The sequence below is a fragment of the Nonomuraea sp. NPDC050680 genome, from assembly GCF_040654555.1.
Classification (GTDB): Bacteria; Actinomycetota; Actinomycetes; order Streptosporangiales; family Streptosporangiaceae; genus Nonomuraea.
Genome location: NZ_JBFAIF010000014.1, coordinates 50,192 through 66,099 on the forward strand (window position 1 = coordinate 50,192; position 15,908 = coordinate 66,099).

The 15,908-nt window shown below is 68.7% G+C and carries 17 protein-coding genes; 11 read left to right on the forward strand and 6 right to left on the reverse strand.

Annotated elements, in window-relative coordinates:
* Positions 1-128: 128 nt before the first annotated feature.
* The gene (locus tag AB0H88_RS35170; protein ID WP_357652196.1) at positions 129-341 is read right to left on the reverse strand and encodes a DUF3073 domain-containing protein; all 213 of its coding nucleotides are present in this window, start codon (positions 339-341) and stop codon (positions 129-131) included.
* A 151-nt stretch (positions 342-492) separates the two neighbouring features.
* Positions 493-1,572 carry a Glu/Leu/Phe/Val dehydrogenase dimerization domain-containing protein gene (locus AB0H88_RS35175; protein ID WP_357652198.1) on the reverse strand — a complete coding sequence of 360 codons (1,080 nt, stop codon included), beginning with the start codon at positions 1,570-1,572 and terminating at the stop codon, positions 493-495.
* A gap of 107 nt (positions 1,573-1,679) precedes the next feature.
* On the opposite strand from AB0H88_RS35175, the gene AB0H88_RS35180 reads away from it, so the two are divergent.
* Together AB0H88_RS35180 and bldC are read left to right on the forward strand one after the other, a co-directional pair.
* Entirely contained in the window at positions 1,680-2,543 is an 864-nt protein-coding gene (locus AB0H88_RS35180; protein WP_357652200.1) for a hypothetical protein, read from the forward strand.
* A gap of 322 nt (positions 2,544-2,865) precedes the next feature.
* Complete coding sequence (gene bldC / locus AB0H88_RS35185; protein WP_013133571.1) at positions 2,866-3,069, forward strand: developmental transcriptional regulator BldC; 204 nt, start codon at positions 2,866-2,868, stop codon at positions 3,067-3,069.
* A gap of 144 nt (positions 3,070-3,213) precedes the next feature.
* Here bldC and AB0H88_RS35190 read toward each other — a convergent pair whose 3' ends face one another.
* The gene (locus tag AB0H88_RS35190) at positions 3,214-3,825 is read right to left on the reverse strand and encodes a TetR/AcrR family transcriptional regulator (RefSeq protein ID WP_357652202.1); all 612 of its coding nucleotides are present in this window, start codon (positions 3,823-3,825) and stop codon (positions 3,214-3,216) included.
* Positions 3,826-4,103: 278 nt separating this feature from the next.
* Here AB0H88_RS35190 and AB0H88_RS35195 point away from each other — a divergent pair, with 278 nt between their 5' ends.
* From AB0H88_RS35195 to AB0H88_RS35210, 4 genes are all read left to right on the forward strand, one after another.
* Positions 4,104-5,075, forward strand: coding sequence for a LacI family DNA-binding transcriptional regulator (locus AB0H88_RS35195; protein ID WP_357652562.1), 972 nt, complete (start codon positions 4,104-4,106; stop codon positions 5,073-5,075).
* A gap of 96 nt (positions 5,076-5,171) precedes the next feature.
* Positions 5,172-5,420, forward strand: a complete 249-nt coding sequence (locus AB0H88_RS35200) for a hypothetical protein (RefSeq protein WP_357652203.1) — start codon at positions 5,172-5,174, stop codon at positions 5,418-5,420.
* A 76-nt stretch (positions 5,421-5,496) separates the two neighbouring features.
* Complete coding sequence (locus tag AB0H88_RS35205) at positions 5,497-6,354, forward strand: N-acetylmuramoyl-L-alanine amidase (RefSeq protein ID WP_357652205.1); 858 nt, start codon at positions 5,497-5,499, stop codon at positions 6,352-6,354.
* Complete coding sequence (locus AB0H88_RS35210) at positions 6,351-7,955, forward strand: beta-N-acetylhexosaminidase (RefSeq protein WP_357652207.1); 1,605 nt, start codon at positions 6,351-6,353, stop codon at positions 7,953-7,955. Before AB0H88_RS35205 ends, AB0H88_RS35210 begins: the two co-directional genes overlap by 4 nt.
* Before the next feature lie 94 nt (positions 7,956-8,049).
* Here the strand turns inward: AB0H88_RS35210 and AB0H88_RS35215 are convergent, their stop codons facing one another.
* A complete protein-coding gene (locus tag AB0H88_RS35215; RefSeq protein WP_357652209.1) occupies positions 8,050-8,829 on the reverse strand; it encodes an aminoglycoside adenylyltransferase domain-containing protein in 780 nt (259 codons plus the stop codon).
* 222 nt (positions 8,830-9,051) lie between these two features.
* Positions 9,052-10,104, reverse strand: a complete 1,053-nt coding sequence (locus tag AB0H88_RS35220) for a quinone-dependent dihydroorotate dehydrogenase (protein WP_357652211.1) — start codon at positions 10,102-10,104, stop codon at positions 9,052-9,054.
* Between the two features lie 45 nt (positions 10,105-10,149).
* Here AB0H88_RS35220 and AB0H88_RS35225 point away from each other — a divergent pair, with 45 nt between their 5' ends.
* The 5 genes from AB0H88_RS35225 (at position 10,150) to AB0H88_RS35245 (ending at position 15,030) form a co-directional block, all read left to right on the forward strand.
* Entirely contained in the window at positions 10,150-10,524 is a 375-nt protein-coding gene (locus AB0H88_RS35225) for a tautomerase family protein (RefSeq protein WP_357652213.1), read from the forward strand.
* A gap of 83 nt (positions 10,525-10,607) precedes the next feature.
* Complete coding sequence (gene lpdA / locus AB0H88_RS35230; RefSeq protein ID WP_357652215.1) at positions 10,608-11,987, forward strand: dihydrolipoyl dehydrogenase; 1,380 nt, start codon at positions 10,608-10,610, stop codon at positions 11,985-11,987.
* Between the two features lie 61 nt (positions 11,988-12,048).
* Entirely contained in the window at positions 12,049-12,693 is a 645-nt protein-coding gene (locus tag AB0H88_RS35235; protein ID WP_357652217.1) for a response regulator transcription factor, read from the forward strand.
* The gene (locus AB0H88_RS35240; RefSeq protein WP_357652219.1) at positions 12,690-13,898 is read left to right on the forward strand and encodes a HAMP domain-containing sensor histidine kinase; all 1,209 of its coding nucleotides are present in this window, start codon (positions 12,690-12,692) and stop codon (positions 13,896-13,898) included. The genes AB0H88_RS35235 and AB0H88_RS35240 overlap by 4 nt, the downstream gene beginning before the upstream one ends.
* A gap of 73 nt (positions 13,899-13,971) precedes the next feature.
* Positions 13,972-15,030, forward strand: coding sequence for a hypothetical protein (locus tag AB0H88_RS35245; RefSeq protein WP_357652221.1), 1,059 nt, complete (start codon positions 13,972-13,974; stop codon positions 15,028-15,030).
* 104 nt (positions 15,031-15,134) lie between these two features.
* On the opposite strand, the gene AB0H88_RS35250 is transcribed toward AB0H88_RS35245, so the two are convergent.
* Entirely contained in the window at positions 15,135-15,875 is a 741-nt protein-coding gene (locus AB0H88_RS35250; protein WP_357652223.1) for an endonuclease/exonuclease/phosphatase family protein, read from the reverse strand.
* Positions 15,876-15,908 lie beyond the last annotated feature (33 nt).

A 15,908-nucleotide genomic window follows, 5' to 3' on the forward strand; every position in this document is an offset into this window, starting at 1 on the left:
CCCCGAGGGATCAAAAGGGGTGGCGGCTAGCCGTGCTTGCCGTAACCCTAGAAATGTTGCAGGGGTGGCGGCATGGAAGCGCCCCACGGGTGGGTGCCGTGGGGCGGCGTGCTCAACCGGAACAACGGCTATCGTTCGTCGTCGTTCTTGCCGTAGTCGTCGGCGTAATCTGCATAGCGATCCGCCAGCTCATCGCTGAGGTCGTCGGCGGCGTCGTCATTGTCGCTGGAGTCTCCGACCCCGAGTTCATCGCGAAGACGATCAAGATCCGTGCCACCGCTGTTGTACTTCAGCTGGCGAGCAACCTTGACCTGCTTGGCCTTTGCTCGGCCGCGCCCCATTGGCTCGACCCCCTCGTGTGGGGTCGTCCCCGACCCCTCGTCGCTAACGCACCACACACTGACGCCGCCTGACTTTGGGCGTCAGCCTATCGTTCGCCTATTACCGTACCTGTTTTGTGCCCAGCTCGGTACGTCGTATGGGCGCGGGGCGTCAGTGGCCCAGCCAAATGCCCCTAATACGCCCGACTTCCGACATTCTGCGCTCGGCCAGCCTATCTGCTGCGACCGCCGGAGGGACGCCCTCGTCGGCCGCGATCCCGAAGATCTTCAGAGTCGTGTCGTAGATCTGGGTCGCCTTGGCTCTGGCACGCTCCATGTTGAAGCCTTCGAGCTCGTCGGCGACCTGGATTACGCCGCCCGAGTTGACCACGTAGTCGGGCGCGTAGAGGATGCCGCGCTCCGCGAGCTGCTTCTCCACGCCCGGATGGGCGAGCTGGTTGTTGGCCGCGCCACAGACGATCTTGGCGCGGAGCCTGGCCGCCGAGTGGTCGTCGAGGGCTCCGCCCAGCGCGCAGGGCGCGAACACGTCGATGTCCGCCCCGGTGAGCGCCACCGCGTCGCCCACGACGTCGACCTCGGGATGGCGCTGTCGTACGCGCTCGACCGCCTTGGGATCGACGTCGCACAGGACCACGTCGGCACCGTCATCGCGCAGCAGGTCGACCAGCCGGTGGCCGACCTTGCCGACGCCCTCGACGCCGACCCGCTTGCCGCGCAGCGACGGCGAGCCGTAGACGCGCTCGGCCGAGGCGCGCATGCCCTGGAAGACACCGAAGGCGGTGAGGATCGAGGAGTCGCCCGCGCCGCCGTGCGCCAGCGTGCGGCCGATCACGGAGCGTGACTCCCGGGCGATGACATCCATGTCCTCGCTGTAGGTGCCCACGTCACAGGCGGTGATGTAGCGCCCGCCGAGCGACTCGACGAAGCGGCCGTAGGCGCGCAGCAGCGCCTCGCTCTTGTCGCGGCGCGGGTCGCCGATGATGACGGCCTTGCCGCCGCCATGGTCGAGACCGGCCAGCGCGTTCTTGTAGGCCATGCCCTTGGCCAGGTTGAGCACGTCGGCCAGAGCCGCCTGCTCGCCCGCGTACGGATAGAACCTGGTGCCTCCCAGGGCCGGCCCGAGCGCGGTGTTGTGGATGGCGATGATGGCTCGCAGGCCGCTCTGCTCGTCGGCGCAGAACACGACCTGCTCATGGACGTCCTTGTGGGACGAGCCGAAGACATCGGTCACGGTAGTGACTCCCTGTCCCGTGTCCGCCGCCCCGTTGCGACGGATCTCGTCTATCAGCGTAGTAGCGCGACGATGCGAGCAGGTTGTCTTCATGACACGATGCCTCCGTGCTGCCCTATGCCGCTTACCTCCGGGTCTACGAGCCGCTGACCGCGTTCGCCGAGTCCGAGCGCAAGGTCTGGGCCGAGTACGCCGAATCGCGTGATCGTCCCCGCCGGGCCACCGCGCTCAACGCCGAGCACTCCGAGGCCGTCAGGCGCCTGCTCGGCATGCCGCCCCACCCGGCACCCGCACAGGAGAGCCCCAACGCCTATCTGCGGCGCGTTGAGGACCGTCTCTATGTGTGTCCGTGGCAGACCCGGCTGCGCTCGTGGCTGGCCTTCTCAAGGCTGCGTGGCAGTACACCTGCGAAGCTCATGGACCGCTTCGTGCCCAAGGCGATCGCCGAGCAGACCGCCGACGACTTCGACCGCTACAAGCGCACGGGCGACTCCGCCGCGCTCCGCACCCACATCCGCACGACGGCGTGGCACGTGCCACCCGCGTGGTTCGTGCCCTTCGACGGCAACGAGCGCTGGCTGGTGCTCGGCTCCTCGACGCCGGGACAGGACGTGACCACCACGACGGGACGCAACCTCATCTACGTCACCTCCATGGCCCAGGCCAGGAGGCGCTCCGCGCGAGCGCTGCAGGTGCTGCGCAGGCACCTGGGCGATGTGGCGGCCAACCTGGACGTGGAGGACGTGGCCAGGTGGCTGGAGGAGTTCCATCCGCACTCGCTGGTCGAGCTCGACTACGGCGGTCTGGTGCGCCTCATGAACGATGACGCTCTGCAAGCGGATCAGTCCGTCGCGGAGCTCTCAGCGGCCCTCACGGGCTTGGACACGGGTCAAGAAGAGCTTGCCTACGCCATGTATCAGAGGGTGATCCTGCGCTGGAAGTCAATGCAACTTCTGGAATCTGCCAACTGAACCCCAATGCAACCGTCTGACCTGCATAAGTAGGTCATGACTCGCGGCTGCTCTCTTCTGCGAACTGAGTAGTTTGCCGTTTTCACTGCGATACCACGAAACGTGTCGCTAGAATCACCGAGCGTGACATCGCCATGTGGGCGGGCAGTTGAGTCAAAGAAGGGCTCGCAAATCGCTCTGCGTGGCGGTATGGTCACTTCGGGTGATGCCGCATATGGCTCAGAAAAGCCGCACGCTCTGGGCTATAGGGGGACATCCGTGACACGCGCAAAGGGAGTCACAGGATCGCTGAGCCGGTCCACACGGAGGAGAGGCCGCACAAATGTCAGCTCGTACACCCGAGGCCGAGCCGCTGCTCACGCCCGCCGAGGTCGCGACCATGTTCAGGGTCGACCCCAAGACCGTTACCCGGTGGGCGAAGGCAGGCAAGTTGACGTCGATTCGTACCCTCGGCGGTCACCGGCGTTACCGGGAGACCGAGGTCCGCGCACTGCTGGCGGGGATTCCGCAGCAGCGCTCGGAGTAGTGCCGAGGTCGTCACGAACCTCAGGGGGGTTGAACGGTGGGCCGTGCTGGACAGCCCGGTCCACCCTGGTGACGACGTCATGTCGTAATGGGGAGCTGGCGCCGCCCGCCCGGCGCCATCCTTCCCGAAGGGATCTGAGCAGACCTAGGCCAGTTGTTCCTCGGTCAGCAGATCCAGCAGCCGGTTGACCTCCGGGTCATAGCCGGCGGCTACTCTGAGTAGTGAGACCATCTGGTCCACGAGCATCTTCTCCAGCGTCGGACGCTCGATGTCGCGGTGTTCCAGCCAGTCGAGGCCGGCGGTCTCCACCGACGCGATCCACGATCTCAGCGTCGTACGCAGCACCGGGCTCGGCCGCTCGACCCGCATCTGCCGCTGGATGAGCCGGAAGAGCCGTTGCCGCACACCGTCGACGATCTCCCCGACCTCCCCCGCCCGGTTGGCGGGGCCGCCGCGCAGCAGCGCCGCGAAACCGGCCGCGTGCTCCTCGACGAAGTCGAAGTAGCGCCCGAGCCCCGAGGCCAGCTCGTCGAGGGGCCTGCCGCCGCCCTGCGGGCGCAGTCGCGACTCCAGCTGGTCGGCCGCGCTCTTCAGCGCCGCCACGTACAGCTCCTGCTTGCCACCGAAGTAGTGGTAGACCAGTGCCCGCGAAGCGCCGGCGGCCGAGGCCACGTCGTCGATCGAGACGTCTTCCGCGTCGCGTGTGCTGAAGAGTTCGAGGGCCGCGGCCATGAGCTCCTCGCGACGGCGATCCACGCTGAGCCTGCGCCGAGCCGGTCGGGCCGCTTCGGCTGACTTCCCGGGTGTCACAACAGCACAGTATCCGACGCCGTGCCTAATAGCGGACATGTAGCCAAGGGGTCAATATCAGCCTTCCCTAACATGAGGCCGTACCCTGCGGCGAACTCGATCGTTTGGTCAGACAGGTGCCCAACTTCGCATCGCGGGGGAGACACATGTCAGGACCACCCGTCAACACTTCAACTATTACTGAGCTCCGGGAGGTAGACGCGGTACCTCGGCCACGACCGACCATCCGCAACGTCGCCGAGCGAGCCGGCGTCTCGAAATCGCTGGTCTCGCTCGTACTGCGCGGATCCCCGCACGTGAGCGAGCACCGGCGGCAAGCCGTGCTGCAGGCGGCCCGCGAGCTCGGCTACCGGCCCAACGCGGTCGCGCGGAGCCTCGTCGAAGGCCGTACCCACCTCGTCGGCGCGCTCGTCGCCGACCTGCACAACCCGTTCTACGCCGAGTTCCTCGACGGACTGCAGGAGAGCCTGCACGGCGACGGACTGCGCATGCTGATCGGCAACAGCCAATGGGATCCGGCCTTCGAGGACGAGGCCGTGGAGGCCTTCCTGGAGCTCAGGGTCGACGGGCTGGTGTTACTCGGCATCGCGCCGACCAGCGAGACGCTGATCGAGGCGACCTCCTACACGCCGACGGTCGTCGTAGGGGAACGTGACATCGAGCTCGACGGCGTCGACATCGTGGTCGACGACGACCAGCTCGGCGCCCGTCTGGCCATCGACCACCTGGTCGATCACGGCCACAAACGGATCGCGCACATCGAGGGTCCGCGCTCCTCACGCTGCGAGGGCTATCTCGTGGCGATGCGCAGGCACTCGCTGGCGCCCTACATCATGGTCGAGGCCGCGGAGTCGACCGAGGAGGACGGCCGGCAGGCCGCCCTCGCCCTGCTCAGCCGCGAACCCAGGCCCACGGCGATCTTCGCCGCCAACGACGTGGTCGCGCTCGGCGTCCTCTCGGCCGCGGCGGAACTGGGCCTGAAGGTGCCGGACGACCTGTCGGTGGTCGGTTACGACAACACCCATCTGGCCGCCTCGCACCACATCTCCCTCACCTCCGTCGACCAGCCGCGCCGTAGCATGGGCCGGTCCGCGGCGGCACTGCTCAGCGACCGGATCGGAGACCCCGCGAAAGTAGCCCGCCTGCGCCAGGTGACCCCCGAACTCATCGTCCGGCGGAGCACGGGTCCCGTTTAGAGAAAGCCAAAGCTGGGTCAACCCGTGCGGTGGCGGCGCCGCACGGCGGTTTACTCGTCAGGGTCATGCGACACGATCTGATCCGGGGGGACAGCCATGCGTGATCCGGAACTGGTGTCCTGCGCCCAGCGCGCGGCGACCGAGCTCGAACGTGCCTGGGCGCAGTGGCGCGCGGGCCGGGACAGGGGTAGCGACGTCGGTGCGGAGTCCGTGGCCAGCTACGTCGCCCATTCCCTCGACCACCCGTGGGGCCGTCCCCGCGTCGTCCTCGGTCTCGACGCCGAGGACGCCCGGGAGCTCGCCGCGCTGCTGGAGCGGCAGGAGGTGGGCGAACACGTCTGGTGAGGAGCCGCGCCGCACACAGGAGCCGCTCTTCGCATAAGCGTCTGGTGGGGGCCTCGCTTGACGTAAGTTGGAGCGTATGCGTGCTCTACCAGCGTCACTCCTCGCCGCCTGCGGCCTGATCGCCACCGCGTGCGGCGGCACCGACAGCGGTGGCGCCGCGGCAGGTCAGGCCGCCCGAGCAGCCGTGACCACCCCAGCTTCGGCGTCGGCCCTGGCGTCGGCACCGACTCAGGCGAAGTCTCAGGCCCATGCCAAGCCCCAAGCGGTGGCCGGCCCGCTGGAGGGCAAGACCATCGTCATCGACCCTGGGCACAACGGCGGCAACTACCGCAATCCCACGGCCATCAATCGCAAGGTCAACGTGCTGACCAAGTGGAAGCCGTGCGACACGACGGGCACCGAGACGGCGAGCCACTACACCGAAGCCGCCTTCAGCTGGGACGTCTCCAACCGCATGGTCAAGATCTTGACGGCCCGCGGCGCCAAGGTGAAGCTGACCAGGACCGACAACAACAGTGTCGGGCCGTGCATCACCCAGCGGGCCGCCATCGGCAACAAGGCCAAGGCCGACGCCGCGATCTCCGTACATGGGGACGGCGCCCCGGCCGCCGACCACGGCTTCCACATCATCATGCCGAAGAAGATCAACGGCCCGGTCGACCCGGTCGTGGCCGATTCGAGCAGGCTGGGCGTGGCCGTGCGTGACGCGTTCAAGAAGGGCACCGGCCTGCCCTACTCCACCTACATCGGCAGCAAGGCCCTCGACTACCGCAACGACCTCGGCGGCCTCAACCTGTCGACCGTGCCGAAGATCTTCATCGAGTGCGGCAACATGCGCAACGCGGGCGACGCGGCCAAGTTCAAGGATCCCGCATTCAGGCAGCGGATCGCGGTGGCGCTCGCCGACGGATTGCAGCACTATCTCAAGGCATGATTCCTCGCCCCAACCTGCTGAGCGATCTCTCCGCCTCCTACGAGCTGACCTCGGGCGCGACCATCTCGGGACCCGAGGACCTGGTCGACGCCGTACGCCTGGCGCTGCCGGTGCTCGACCTGCGGCCGGGCGACGCGGGAGCCGTCGACCTGCGGCACGACCCCGCCCTCGGGCCGGAGGCGTACCGGCTGGTCGTGGGGTCGCGCGGAGTGGAGATCACGGCGGGTGACCGGGCGGGCGCCTTCTACGCGGGACAGTCGCTGCACCAGTTGCTGCCGCACGCGTCCTACCGTTCCGCGCCGGCGGCCGAGGCGGCGTGGATCGTTCCCGGAGTGCGGATCGAGGACGCTCCCCGCTTCTCGTGGCGTGGGCTGCACCTCGACGTGGCCAGGCACTTCTTCCCCAAGCGGGAGGTGCTGCGGCTGGTCGACCTGATGGCGATCCACAAGCTCAACCGGCTCCACCTGCACCTGGTCGACGACCAGGGCTGGCGGGTGGAGAGCAGGGCCTACCCGAGGCTGCACGAGGTGTCGTCGCACCGCTCGCGTACCGCGACCAACTACTACCGCGAGCCCGACGCCTACGACGAGATCCCGCACGGCGGCCACTACTCGCTCGACGACCTGGCGGAGATCGCCGCCTACGCGCGCGCCCGCGCCGTCACCGTCGTGCCTGAGATAGACGTGCCGGGGCACGCCCAGGCGATCCTGGCCGCCTATCCGGAGTTCGGCTCCTCCGATGAGGACTACCAGGTGCTGGAGCGGTGGGGCATCACGCCGGCCATCCTGTCCCCCATGCCGCACACGGTGGAGTTCCTGACCACGATCTTCGACGAGTTGATCGGCGCCATCGGCGAGACCCCATACGTGCACATCGGCGGCGACGAGGTGGTCCTCGACCACTGGGCCGCCTCCGCCGAGATCATCGCCTACCGTGACTCCCTGGGCCTGTCGTCCATGGGCGAGTTGCAGGCGTGGTTCCTGCGCCGGCTCGCCGACGTGCTCGCCGATCGGGGCGCGCGGGCGGTCGTGTGGGACGAGGCGTTCGTCAGCGGCGAGTTGCGGCAGGACACGCTGGTGATGCCGTGGCGCGGGATGGGCGTCGGCCGCCGGGCCGCCGCGGCGGGCCATGAGGTGATCGCGACGCCGGTGTTCCCGCTGTACTTCGACTACGCGGAGGCGGCCTCGGCCGACGAGCCCGTGGCGATCGGCGACACGATCACGGTCGCCGACGTCGCGGCCTTCTCCCCCGCCCCGGACGACTGGTCCGAGCAGGAGCGGTCGCGGGTCGTCGGGGCGCAGGCCCAGCTCTGGAGCGAGCGCATCCCTGACCCCCGCACGCTCGACTACCGGGCGTGGCCCCGGGCGTGCGCCCTGGCGGAGGTGGCGTGGTCCGGCTCGGCGGGGACCGACTTCCCGGCCCGCCTGTCCGAACATCTCGGGCGGCTCGACGCGATCGGGGTGGAGTACCGGCCGCTGGACGGGCCCAAGCCGTGGCAGCGGCGCAGGCCCCACCGGCCGGCCGCCGTACGCGTGGCCGACGTCATGGCGCGGCTGGACTCGATGACCCACGACGCGGAGTCGACCAGGCCCAGCGTGTGAGCGGCGGCCCCAGCGCGTGCTGGGGCCCCAGCACGTGGGGGCCCCAGCACGTGGGGGCCCCAGCACGTGGGGGCCCCAGCGTGTGAGTGGCGGGTCACATCTCCAGGACCATGGTCATGAAGGCCAGGAGGTCCGCTCGGCGACGGAACGGATTGCGATAGAGCGCGGGGCCGCCCTGCCTGATCCGCAGCGCCTCACGCACGATCCGGTGCCAGCGCTCGTGGAAGGCCTCCAGCGCGTACTCGCCAGCGGCCGATTTCGACGTCACCTCACCCACCGCGAGCGTCTGGCGCAGGCGGGCGATGCCGAGCACTCCCCACGCGGTCTGGTAGTCGCTGAGCGCGGCCACGCCCGGCCAGGAGATCCGCCGGGCACTGCGCTGGACCCACCTGGTCCAGTACGTCGCCAGGTTCTCCCTGGTCATCCGGGCGAGGGTGTCCCAGTCGGTGTGGATGCCGAGCTGGGCCGCCGCCGGCCCCCGTACCGACACCCCGCTCTGGGCGAGTACGTGCCAGGTGACCAGGTGCCGCTCGAACCGTCCCGACTCGGTCAGCCGCCATTCGCGCACCGACGGGCCGTCGGGTGCCTGTGCCGGGTCCTTGCGCAGGTCGTCCCAGGTCACGTAGAGGCCGTCGAAGTGCGGCTTGGCCCCGGTGGGTTTCAGCTCGGCGTGGATCGTACGAAGGACCGCTGGGTCGGGCGACCGGCTGGTCACGGCGACGAAGTCGACGTCGCTCAGGTGTGGCCGGTAGTCGCCCAGCGCGATCGATCCCTGCAAGTACAGCCCCTCGACCAGACCGGGCGCGTGGCGATCGGCCAGTGCGAGGTAGTCCCGGCACAGACGCGAGGGGATGTCAGGCAGATCATCGAGCATCCGGGAACCCTAGCAACGCGGGGAAACGCATGCTGTCCCGTTGCCAGGATCACCCGACGTGGCCGTTTTCAGGCCACGCGTTTCACACCGTACGTTTCACACCGCGCGTCTCAGGCGGTGCGTCTCAGGCAGTGCGTCTCAGGCAGTGCGTCTCAGGCAGTGCGTCTCAGGCAGTGCGTCTCAGGCAGTGCGTCTCAGGCAGTGCGTCTCACACCGCACGTCTCAGGCAGTGCGGCCGATGGCTTCGGAGATCGAGGTGAGGCCGTGGCGGCGGACGCGGCGCGCCAGCTGCCGGTGGATGCGCGCGGCCCAGAACGGCCCGCCGTAGATCCACCCGGTGTAGCCCTGGACCAGGGTGGCCCCGGCGAGCAGGCGTTCCCACACGTCGTCGACGTCCTCCACGCCACCCACGGAGACCAGCGTGAGCCGGTCGCCGACACGGGCCCGCAGCCGGCGCAGCACCTGAAGGGAGCGGGCCTTGAGCGGGCGGCCTGACAGCCCGCCGGTCTCGCCGCCGTGCCGGATCGTGGTGTTGGTCGCGATGATCCCGTCGAGTCCCAGCTCCAGTGCCAGGTCGGCGACGGCGTCGACGTCCTCGTCCGCGAGGTCGGGCGCGATCTTCACCAGCAGCGGGGTACGGCGCGGGGTGCCGTCCGCGACCAGCTTCACCGCGGCGAGCAGCGGGCGCAGCAGCGACACGGCCTGCAGGTCGCGCAGGCCAGGCGTGTTGGGCGAGCTCACGTTGACCACGAGGTAGTCGGCCAGCGACGCCAGCTCCTTGGCACTGGCCACGTAGTCGGCGACGGCCTCGGACTCGGGCACCACCTTGGTCTTGCCGATGTTGACCCCGACCACGACCGGGATCCCACGGGTGCGGCGCAGGCGGCGCGCGGCGGCGACCGCCCCGGCGTTGTTGAACCCCATCCGGTTGATGATGGCCCGTCCCGGCACCAGCCTGAACAGCCGGGGCCGGGGGTTGCCCGGCTGGGCGTGCGCGGTGATGGTGCCGACCTCGACATGGCCGAAGCCCAGGGCGGCGACGCCCTCGGCGCAGGCGGCGTCCTTGTCGAACCCGGCGGCCAGGCCGAGCGGTCCGGGGAAGTGCACGCCGAACGCGCTGACGCGCAGAACCGGGTCGTGCGGCGCGAGCGCTCGATGGAGCAGCCGCTTGAGCAGGGGTAGCGCCGAGAGCAGCGCGAGGGCCCTGACAGTCAGATGGTGCACGGCCTCGGCGTCGAAACGTCGCAAGACCTGCGTGAACACGAGGCGATACATCAGGGGTCAGGCTACCAATCGCGGCGACCCCCTATATTGACTGGCATGGCACAGCTCAAGATCTATGGTCGGCGGGACGTGTGGGCCGGGCGGCAGCGGGAGCTCTCGGACCTGCTGCACTCCTGCCTGGTGAGTGCGTGGGGGCTGCCAGAGGACAAGCGATTCCACCGGTTCCTGCTGCTCGACGACGAGGACTTCGTGTGCCCGCAGCGCGGCCCGAACTACCTGATCATCGAGGTGGTCTGCTTCACCGGCCGCAGCGACGACGCCAAGCGGGCGCTGATCCGGACGATCTATGACAGATCTCAGCTCGCTGTCGAGGACGTGGAGATCACGATCATCGAGATGCCCAAGGTCAACTGGGGCATTCGCGGGGTTCCGGCGGACGAGCTGGCGCTGCCGTACAAGGTGGAGGTCTAGGTTCGGCCTGGCGCCCTCGGCCGGGTCCTTGTCACAGGGGCGAGGTTCAGGGGTGGAGTTGGGCGGACGGTATGGTCCGACTCATGAGCACTCACTATGACGTCGTCGTTCTCGGCGCGGGTCCCGGAGGGTACACGGCCGCGGTCCGCGCCGCCCAGCTCGGGCTGCGCGCAGCGGTCATCGAGGAGAAGTACTGGGGTGGCGTCTGCCTGAACGTGGGCTGTATCCCGTCCAAGGCACTGCTGCGCAACGCCGAGCTCGCGCACATTTTCCACAACGAGGCCAAGACCTTCGGCATCAGCGGCGAGGTCAGCTTCGACTACGGCGCCGCCTTCCAGCGCAGCCGCAAGGTGGCCGACGGGCGGGTCAAGGGCGTCCACTACCTGATGAAGAAGAACGCCATCACGGAGTACGACGGCCGCGGCACGTTCCTCGACGCCAACACGATCCAGGTGAACGGCGAGACGATCACCTTCGCCAACTGCATCATCGCCACCGGGGCCAGCACCCGGCTGATCCCGGGCACGTCGCTGTCGGAGCGGGTGGTGACGTACGAGGAGCAGATCATGACCGATCAGCTCCCCGGCAGCATCATCATCGCGGGCGCCGGCGCGATCGGCGTGGAGTTCGCGTACGTCCTGCACAACTACGGCGTCAAGGTGACGATCGTGGAGTTCCTCGACCGCATGGTCCCGCTGGAGGACGAGGAGGTCTCGGCCGAGCTGGCCAAGCGCTACAAGCGGCTCGGCATCGAGGTGCTCACCTCCACCCGCGTCGACGGCATCGAGGACACCGGCGCCTCGGTCAAGGTGACCGTCACCCGTGACGGGCAGCAGCAGGTGCTCGATGCCGACAAGGTGCTGCAGGCCATCGGCTTCGCGCCGCGCGTGGACGGCTACGGGCTGGAGAAGACCGGTGTGGCCCTCACCGACCGGGGCGCGATCGCGATCGACGGCCGGTGCCGGACGAACGTGCCGCACATCTTCGCCATCGGCGACGTCACCGCCAAGCTGATGCTGGCGCACGCCGCCGAGTCCATGGGCATCATCGCGGCCGAGACGATCGGCGAGGCGGAGACCATGGAGCTCGACTACGTGATGATCCCGCGGGCCACCTACTGCCAGCCGCAGGTGGCCAGCTTCGGCTACACCGAGGCGCAGGCCCGTGACCTGGGCTATGACGTGAAGGTGGTCAAGTTCCCGTTCACCGCGAACGGCAAGGCGCACGGCCTGGGCGACGCTGTCGGCTTCGTCAAGATCATCAGCGATGACCAGCACGGCGAGCTGCTCGGCGCGCACCTGATCGGCCCGGAGGTGACGGAGCTGCTGCCCGAGCTGACGCTGGCCCAGCAGTGGGACCTCACCGTGCACGAGGTCGCGCGCAACGTGCACGCCCACCCGACGCTCGGCGAGGCGGTCAAGGAAGCGATCCACGGCCTCTCGGGGCACATGATCAACATGTGACGGAGCGCTCGGACAACAGCGCTTATTCGCGGCTAACACCCGGCCCGCCACGCTCGACCACATGCGAGTGCTTGTCGTGGAGGACGAGGAAGAGCTGGCCGACGCGGTCGCGCGCGGCCTGCGGCTGCACGCGATCGCCGTCGACGTGGCCTACGACGGGCAGGAGGCGCTGAACCTGGCCTCGTACGTCGACTACGACGTCGTCGTCCTCGACCGCGACCTGCCCGAGGTGCACGGCGACGACGTCTGCGGCGAGCTGGCGAGCTCGAGCCGGATCCTCATGCTGACCGCCGCGGGACAGGTCCGCGACCGGGTCGACGGGTTGTCCCTGGGGGCTGACGACTACCTGGTCAAGCCGTTCGCGTTCGCCGAGCTGGTGGCCAGGATCCGGACACTGGCCCGCCGCTCGTCCCGGGCCGTGCCGGAGCCGCTGGAACGGGCCGGCATCCGGCTCGATCCCGGCCGCCGTACGGTGACCAGGGACGAGCGGGTGGTCGCGCTGAACCGCAAGGAGTTCGACGTCCTGGAGCAGCTGCTGCTGGCCGGAGGCGACCTCGTCACCTCCGCCGAACTGCGCCGGCGCGTCTGGGACGAGCACGCCGACACGGGCACCGGCGTGCTGCGCGTCACGATCACGTCGCTGCGCAGGAAACTGGGCGCGCCGCTCGCGGTCCAGAACGTCCCCGGCAAGGGCTACCGGCTGTGACGCGGCTGCGGCCGTGGGACCGGCTCGGGCTGCGCATGCGGCTGGCCTTGTTGTACGGCGGGCTGTTCTTCGTCGCCGGGTCGATGCTGCTCTGGGTCACCTACCTGCTGACCGCCCGGGCGATGAACACGCAGTTCGTCACGAAGTTCGGCGGCTCCCTGGTCTCCAGTACGGAGGACCCGCCACCCGACGCCGGCTCATCCGTCCGGCAGGTGCGGGTCGATGTGGAGCAGGGCGCGGCCACCGTGCTGAACGACATGCTGCGGTCCTCGGTCGTCATCATGATCGTGATCGGGGTCATCGCGTTCGTGCTCGGCTATCTGGTGGCTGATCGGGCGTTGCGGCCGTTGGATCGGGTGACGGAGACGGCGCGGCGGTTGTCGGAGAGTACGTTGCATGAGCGGATCGGGTTGCGGGGTCCGCAGGATGAGGTCAAGCGGTTGGCCGATACGTTCGATGCGATGTTGGATCGGTTGCATCGGGTGTTCGAGGCGCAGCGGCGGTTCATCGGTAATGCTTCGCATGAGTTGCGGACGCCGTTGGCGATCAATCGGACGATTCTGGAGGTGTCGCTGGAGGAGCCGGCGGCCTCGCCGGATCTGAAGGCGCTGGCTCGTGCGTTGCTGGGGACCAACGCCCGTTATGAGCGGTTGATCGAGGGGTTGCTGCTGCTGGCCCAGTCGGAGCAGGAGCTGACCGAGCGCAAGCCCGTGGAGCTGCCGCAGATCCTGCGGACCGTGCTGGAGCAGATCGAGCTCGCGTCCACGAAGCGGCACCTCACCGTGCACCAGGATGTGCGGCAGGCCGTGGCCGCGGGGGACCCGCTGTTCCTGGAGCGCTGCCTGTTCAACCTGGTGGAGAACGCGATCAAGTACAACGTCCACGGGGGCCAGGTGTGGCTGCGCCTGCGGCAGGAGGGTGACGAGGCGGTGGTCGTGGTGGAGAACACCGGTCCGCAGGTCTCGCCGTACGAGGTGGACGACCTGTTCGAGCCGTTCCGCCGGCTGCCGGGCGATCGGGTGCGGTCGGCGCGCGGTGCGGGGCTGGGACTGTCGATCGTCCGGGCCATCGTCGGCGCGCACGGCGGCACGGTGACGGCCGTGGGCAGGCCAGAAGGCGGCCTGGCGGTGACCGTACGGCTGGCGGGTGGAGCTCATGTGACCGCCGATCGCGTACGAGGGCGGTCACTGGAGACCGCACCCTGAGTTGCGCGAATTGTCGAGCTTGTGTAGGGGTGGGCTGCCCGCTTGTCTTCGCTTGTCTGAGGAAAGGTCGCCCATGGGACAGGAATCCGACGGTCAGGGGAGCTCGACGGCTGCGGTGCGGAGCTCTCACCTGTGGCGGCTGGAAGCGTCGCCGTCCACCTTGGAGACGATCGCCGACTCCTGGCGGACGCTGGAGACCAAGGCGGCTTCGGCGGAGGGCAAGGTCCATGACGCGGCACAGGCCGTCTTCAACAAGGACGAGTGGGTCGGCGACTCCGCCGACGCCTTCAACAAGTACCGCAAGAGGCTGACCAGCGACATGGAGCTGTTCGGCGCCCAGGCGGGGAACGTCGGCGGCGTGCTCGACAGCATGGCCTCCGTCCTCCAGACGTACCAGGGCCTGCTCGACGACGAGTGGGACAAGCTCAAGCACGTACCCGTGACCGAGGACCTGAACGGCCTGACCTTCCGCCCGAAGAACGCCGAGCAGGCCACCCTGGTCAGTACGGCGATCAGCACCGCCACCGAGATGCGCACGCGGCTCGACGACCTGCTCGACGCCAAGCGTCAGGAACTCGCCTACTACAAGGAGCAGTTCGACGCGCACGCCAAGCAGTGGAAGCCGCGCACGCTGACCATGCTCAACCTCAACGTGGGTCAGGGCGCGGGCAACGCCTGGCGCGACAAGAACGGCACGGACCCCGAAGACATCCCCGGCATGGCCAAGCTGATCGCCGGCTCGGGCGCCGACGTCGTGACCCTCCAGGAGGTGTTCAAGAAGGACATCGACGCGGGCTTCAAGGCGAACAGCGCCTTCGACCTCAAGCACAGCCTTGAGCGGGAGACCGGCGTCAAGTGGGAGGTGCGGTTCGAGGAGGCGAGCAGGAAGTACCAGGCGAGCGACTCCATCCCGATCCTGGGCGACAACTGGCACCAGCCGTTCGGCAACGCGGTCCTCGTACGGCAGGGCGACGCCATCGAGAGCGTGGGCGACGGCGAGAACATCAAGCTGGACGCGCCCGGCAGCAAGATCACACTGCCGGGGAACGCGCCCGGCATGGGCAACGTCGAGATCGAGGACGGCGAGGGGCGGTCGGCGGCCAAGACGGAGATCAGGTTCAAGCCCCGATAGCGTCGCCGTGATGTGGCGTGGCGGGGACGGTGTCGCGGCTGGGGACGGTGTCGCGTCTGGGTGTCGCGGCTGGGGACGGTGTCGCTGCTGGGGGGACGGTCGCGTCACCAGTCGGGGATGACCACGTCCACCTTCTGCCCGTCGTGGTCGGAGCTGCCCCCGTCGACCAGCTGCGGCCGGCCGCCGAACTCGACGCTCGGCGAGCCGATCACGTGGTCGATGCGCGTGCCCGACGGGGATGTGCCGGCGATGGCGCCGTCGGGGGTGCCCGCGCCCGAGTAGACGGTGTAGCCCTCCTGGGCGAAGGCGGCGATGGACTGCGGCCCCGCCTTCTTCGAATCGGTCTGGCCGTCCTCGGTGATCGCGTTGAGGTCGGCCCCGATCACGGAGGGGCCGTCGATCGAGTTGTGCAGCTTGTCGATCTGCATGGCGCGTACGGTCTCGTCGTTCCCGTGCAGACCGTGGCTGTGGACGTGGGCGCTGTAGACGTCCAGCGACTTGGCGGAGGCGGCGCAGATGCGGTCGGCCTCCTCGTGATCCGTGGTCCTGAAGACCTGGATCACCCTGCGCAGGCGCTTCTCGTCTCTGTCGAGCAGGGCGCCGAGCAACTCGGAGGCGTCGGCGGCGGCGGTCAGGGTGTCGGCGTAGCTGGAGCCGCAGCTGACGGCCTTGGAGGTGTTGCCGAAGGCGTTGAACCCCGGCACGGAAGGAACCGGGACGTAGGTGACCGGCGAGAGCGCCTCACCCAGCTTCTTGGTTCCCTCCACCACGTCGTCGACCGCCTTGAGCACACCGTCGGCGATCGTGCCGACGCGGTCGTACTTCATGCCCGCTTCATCGCCCATGACGGCTGAGCCTAGGCCATCTGTGAGTGATCA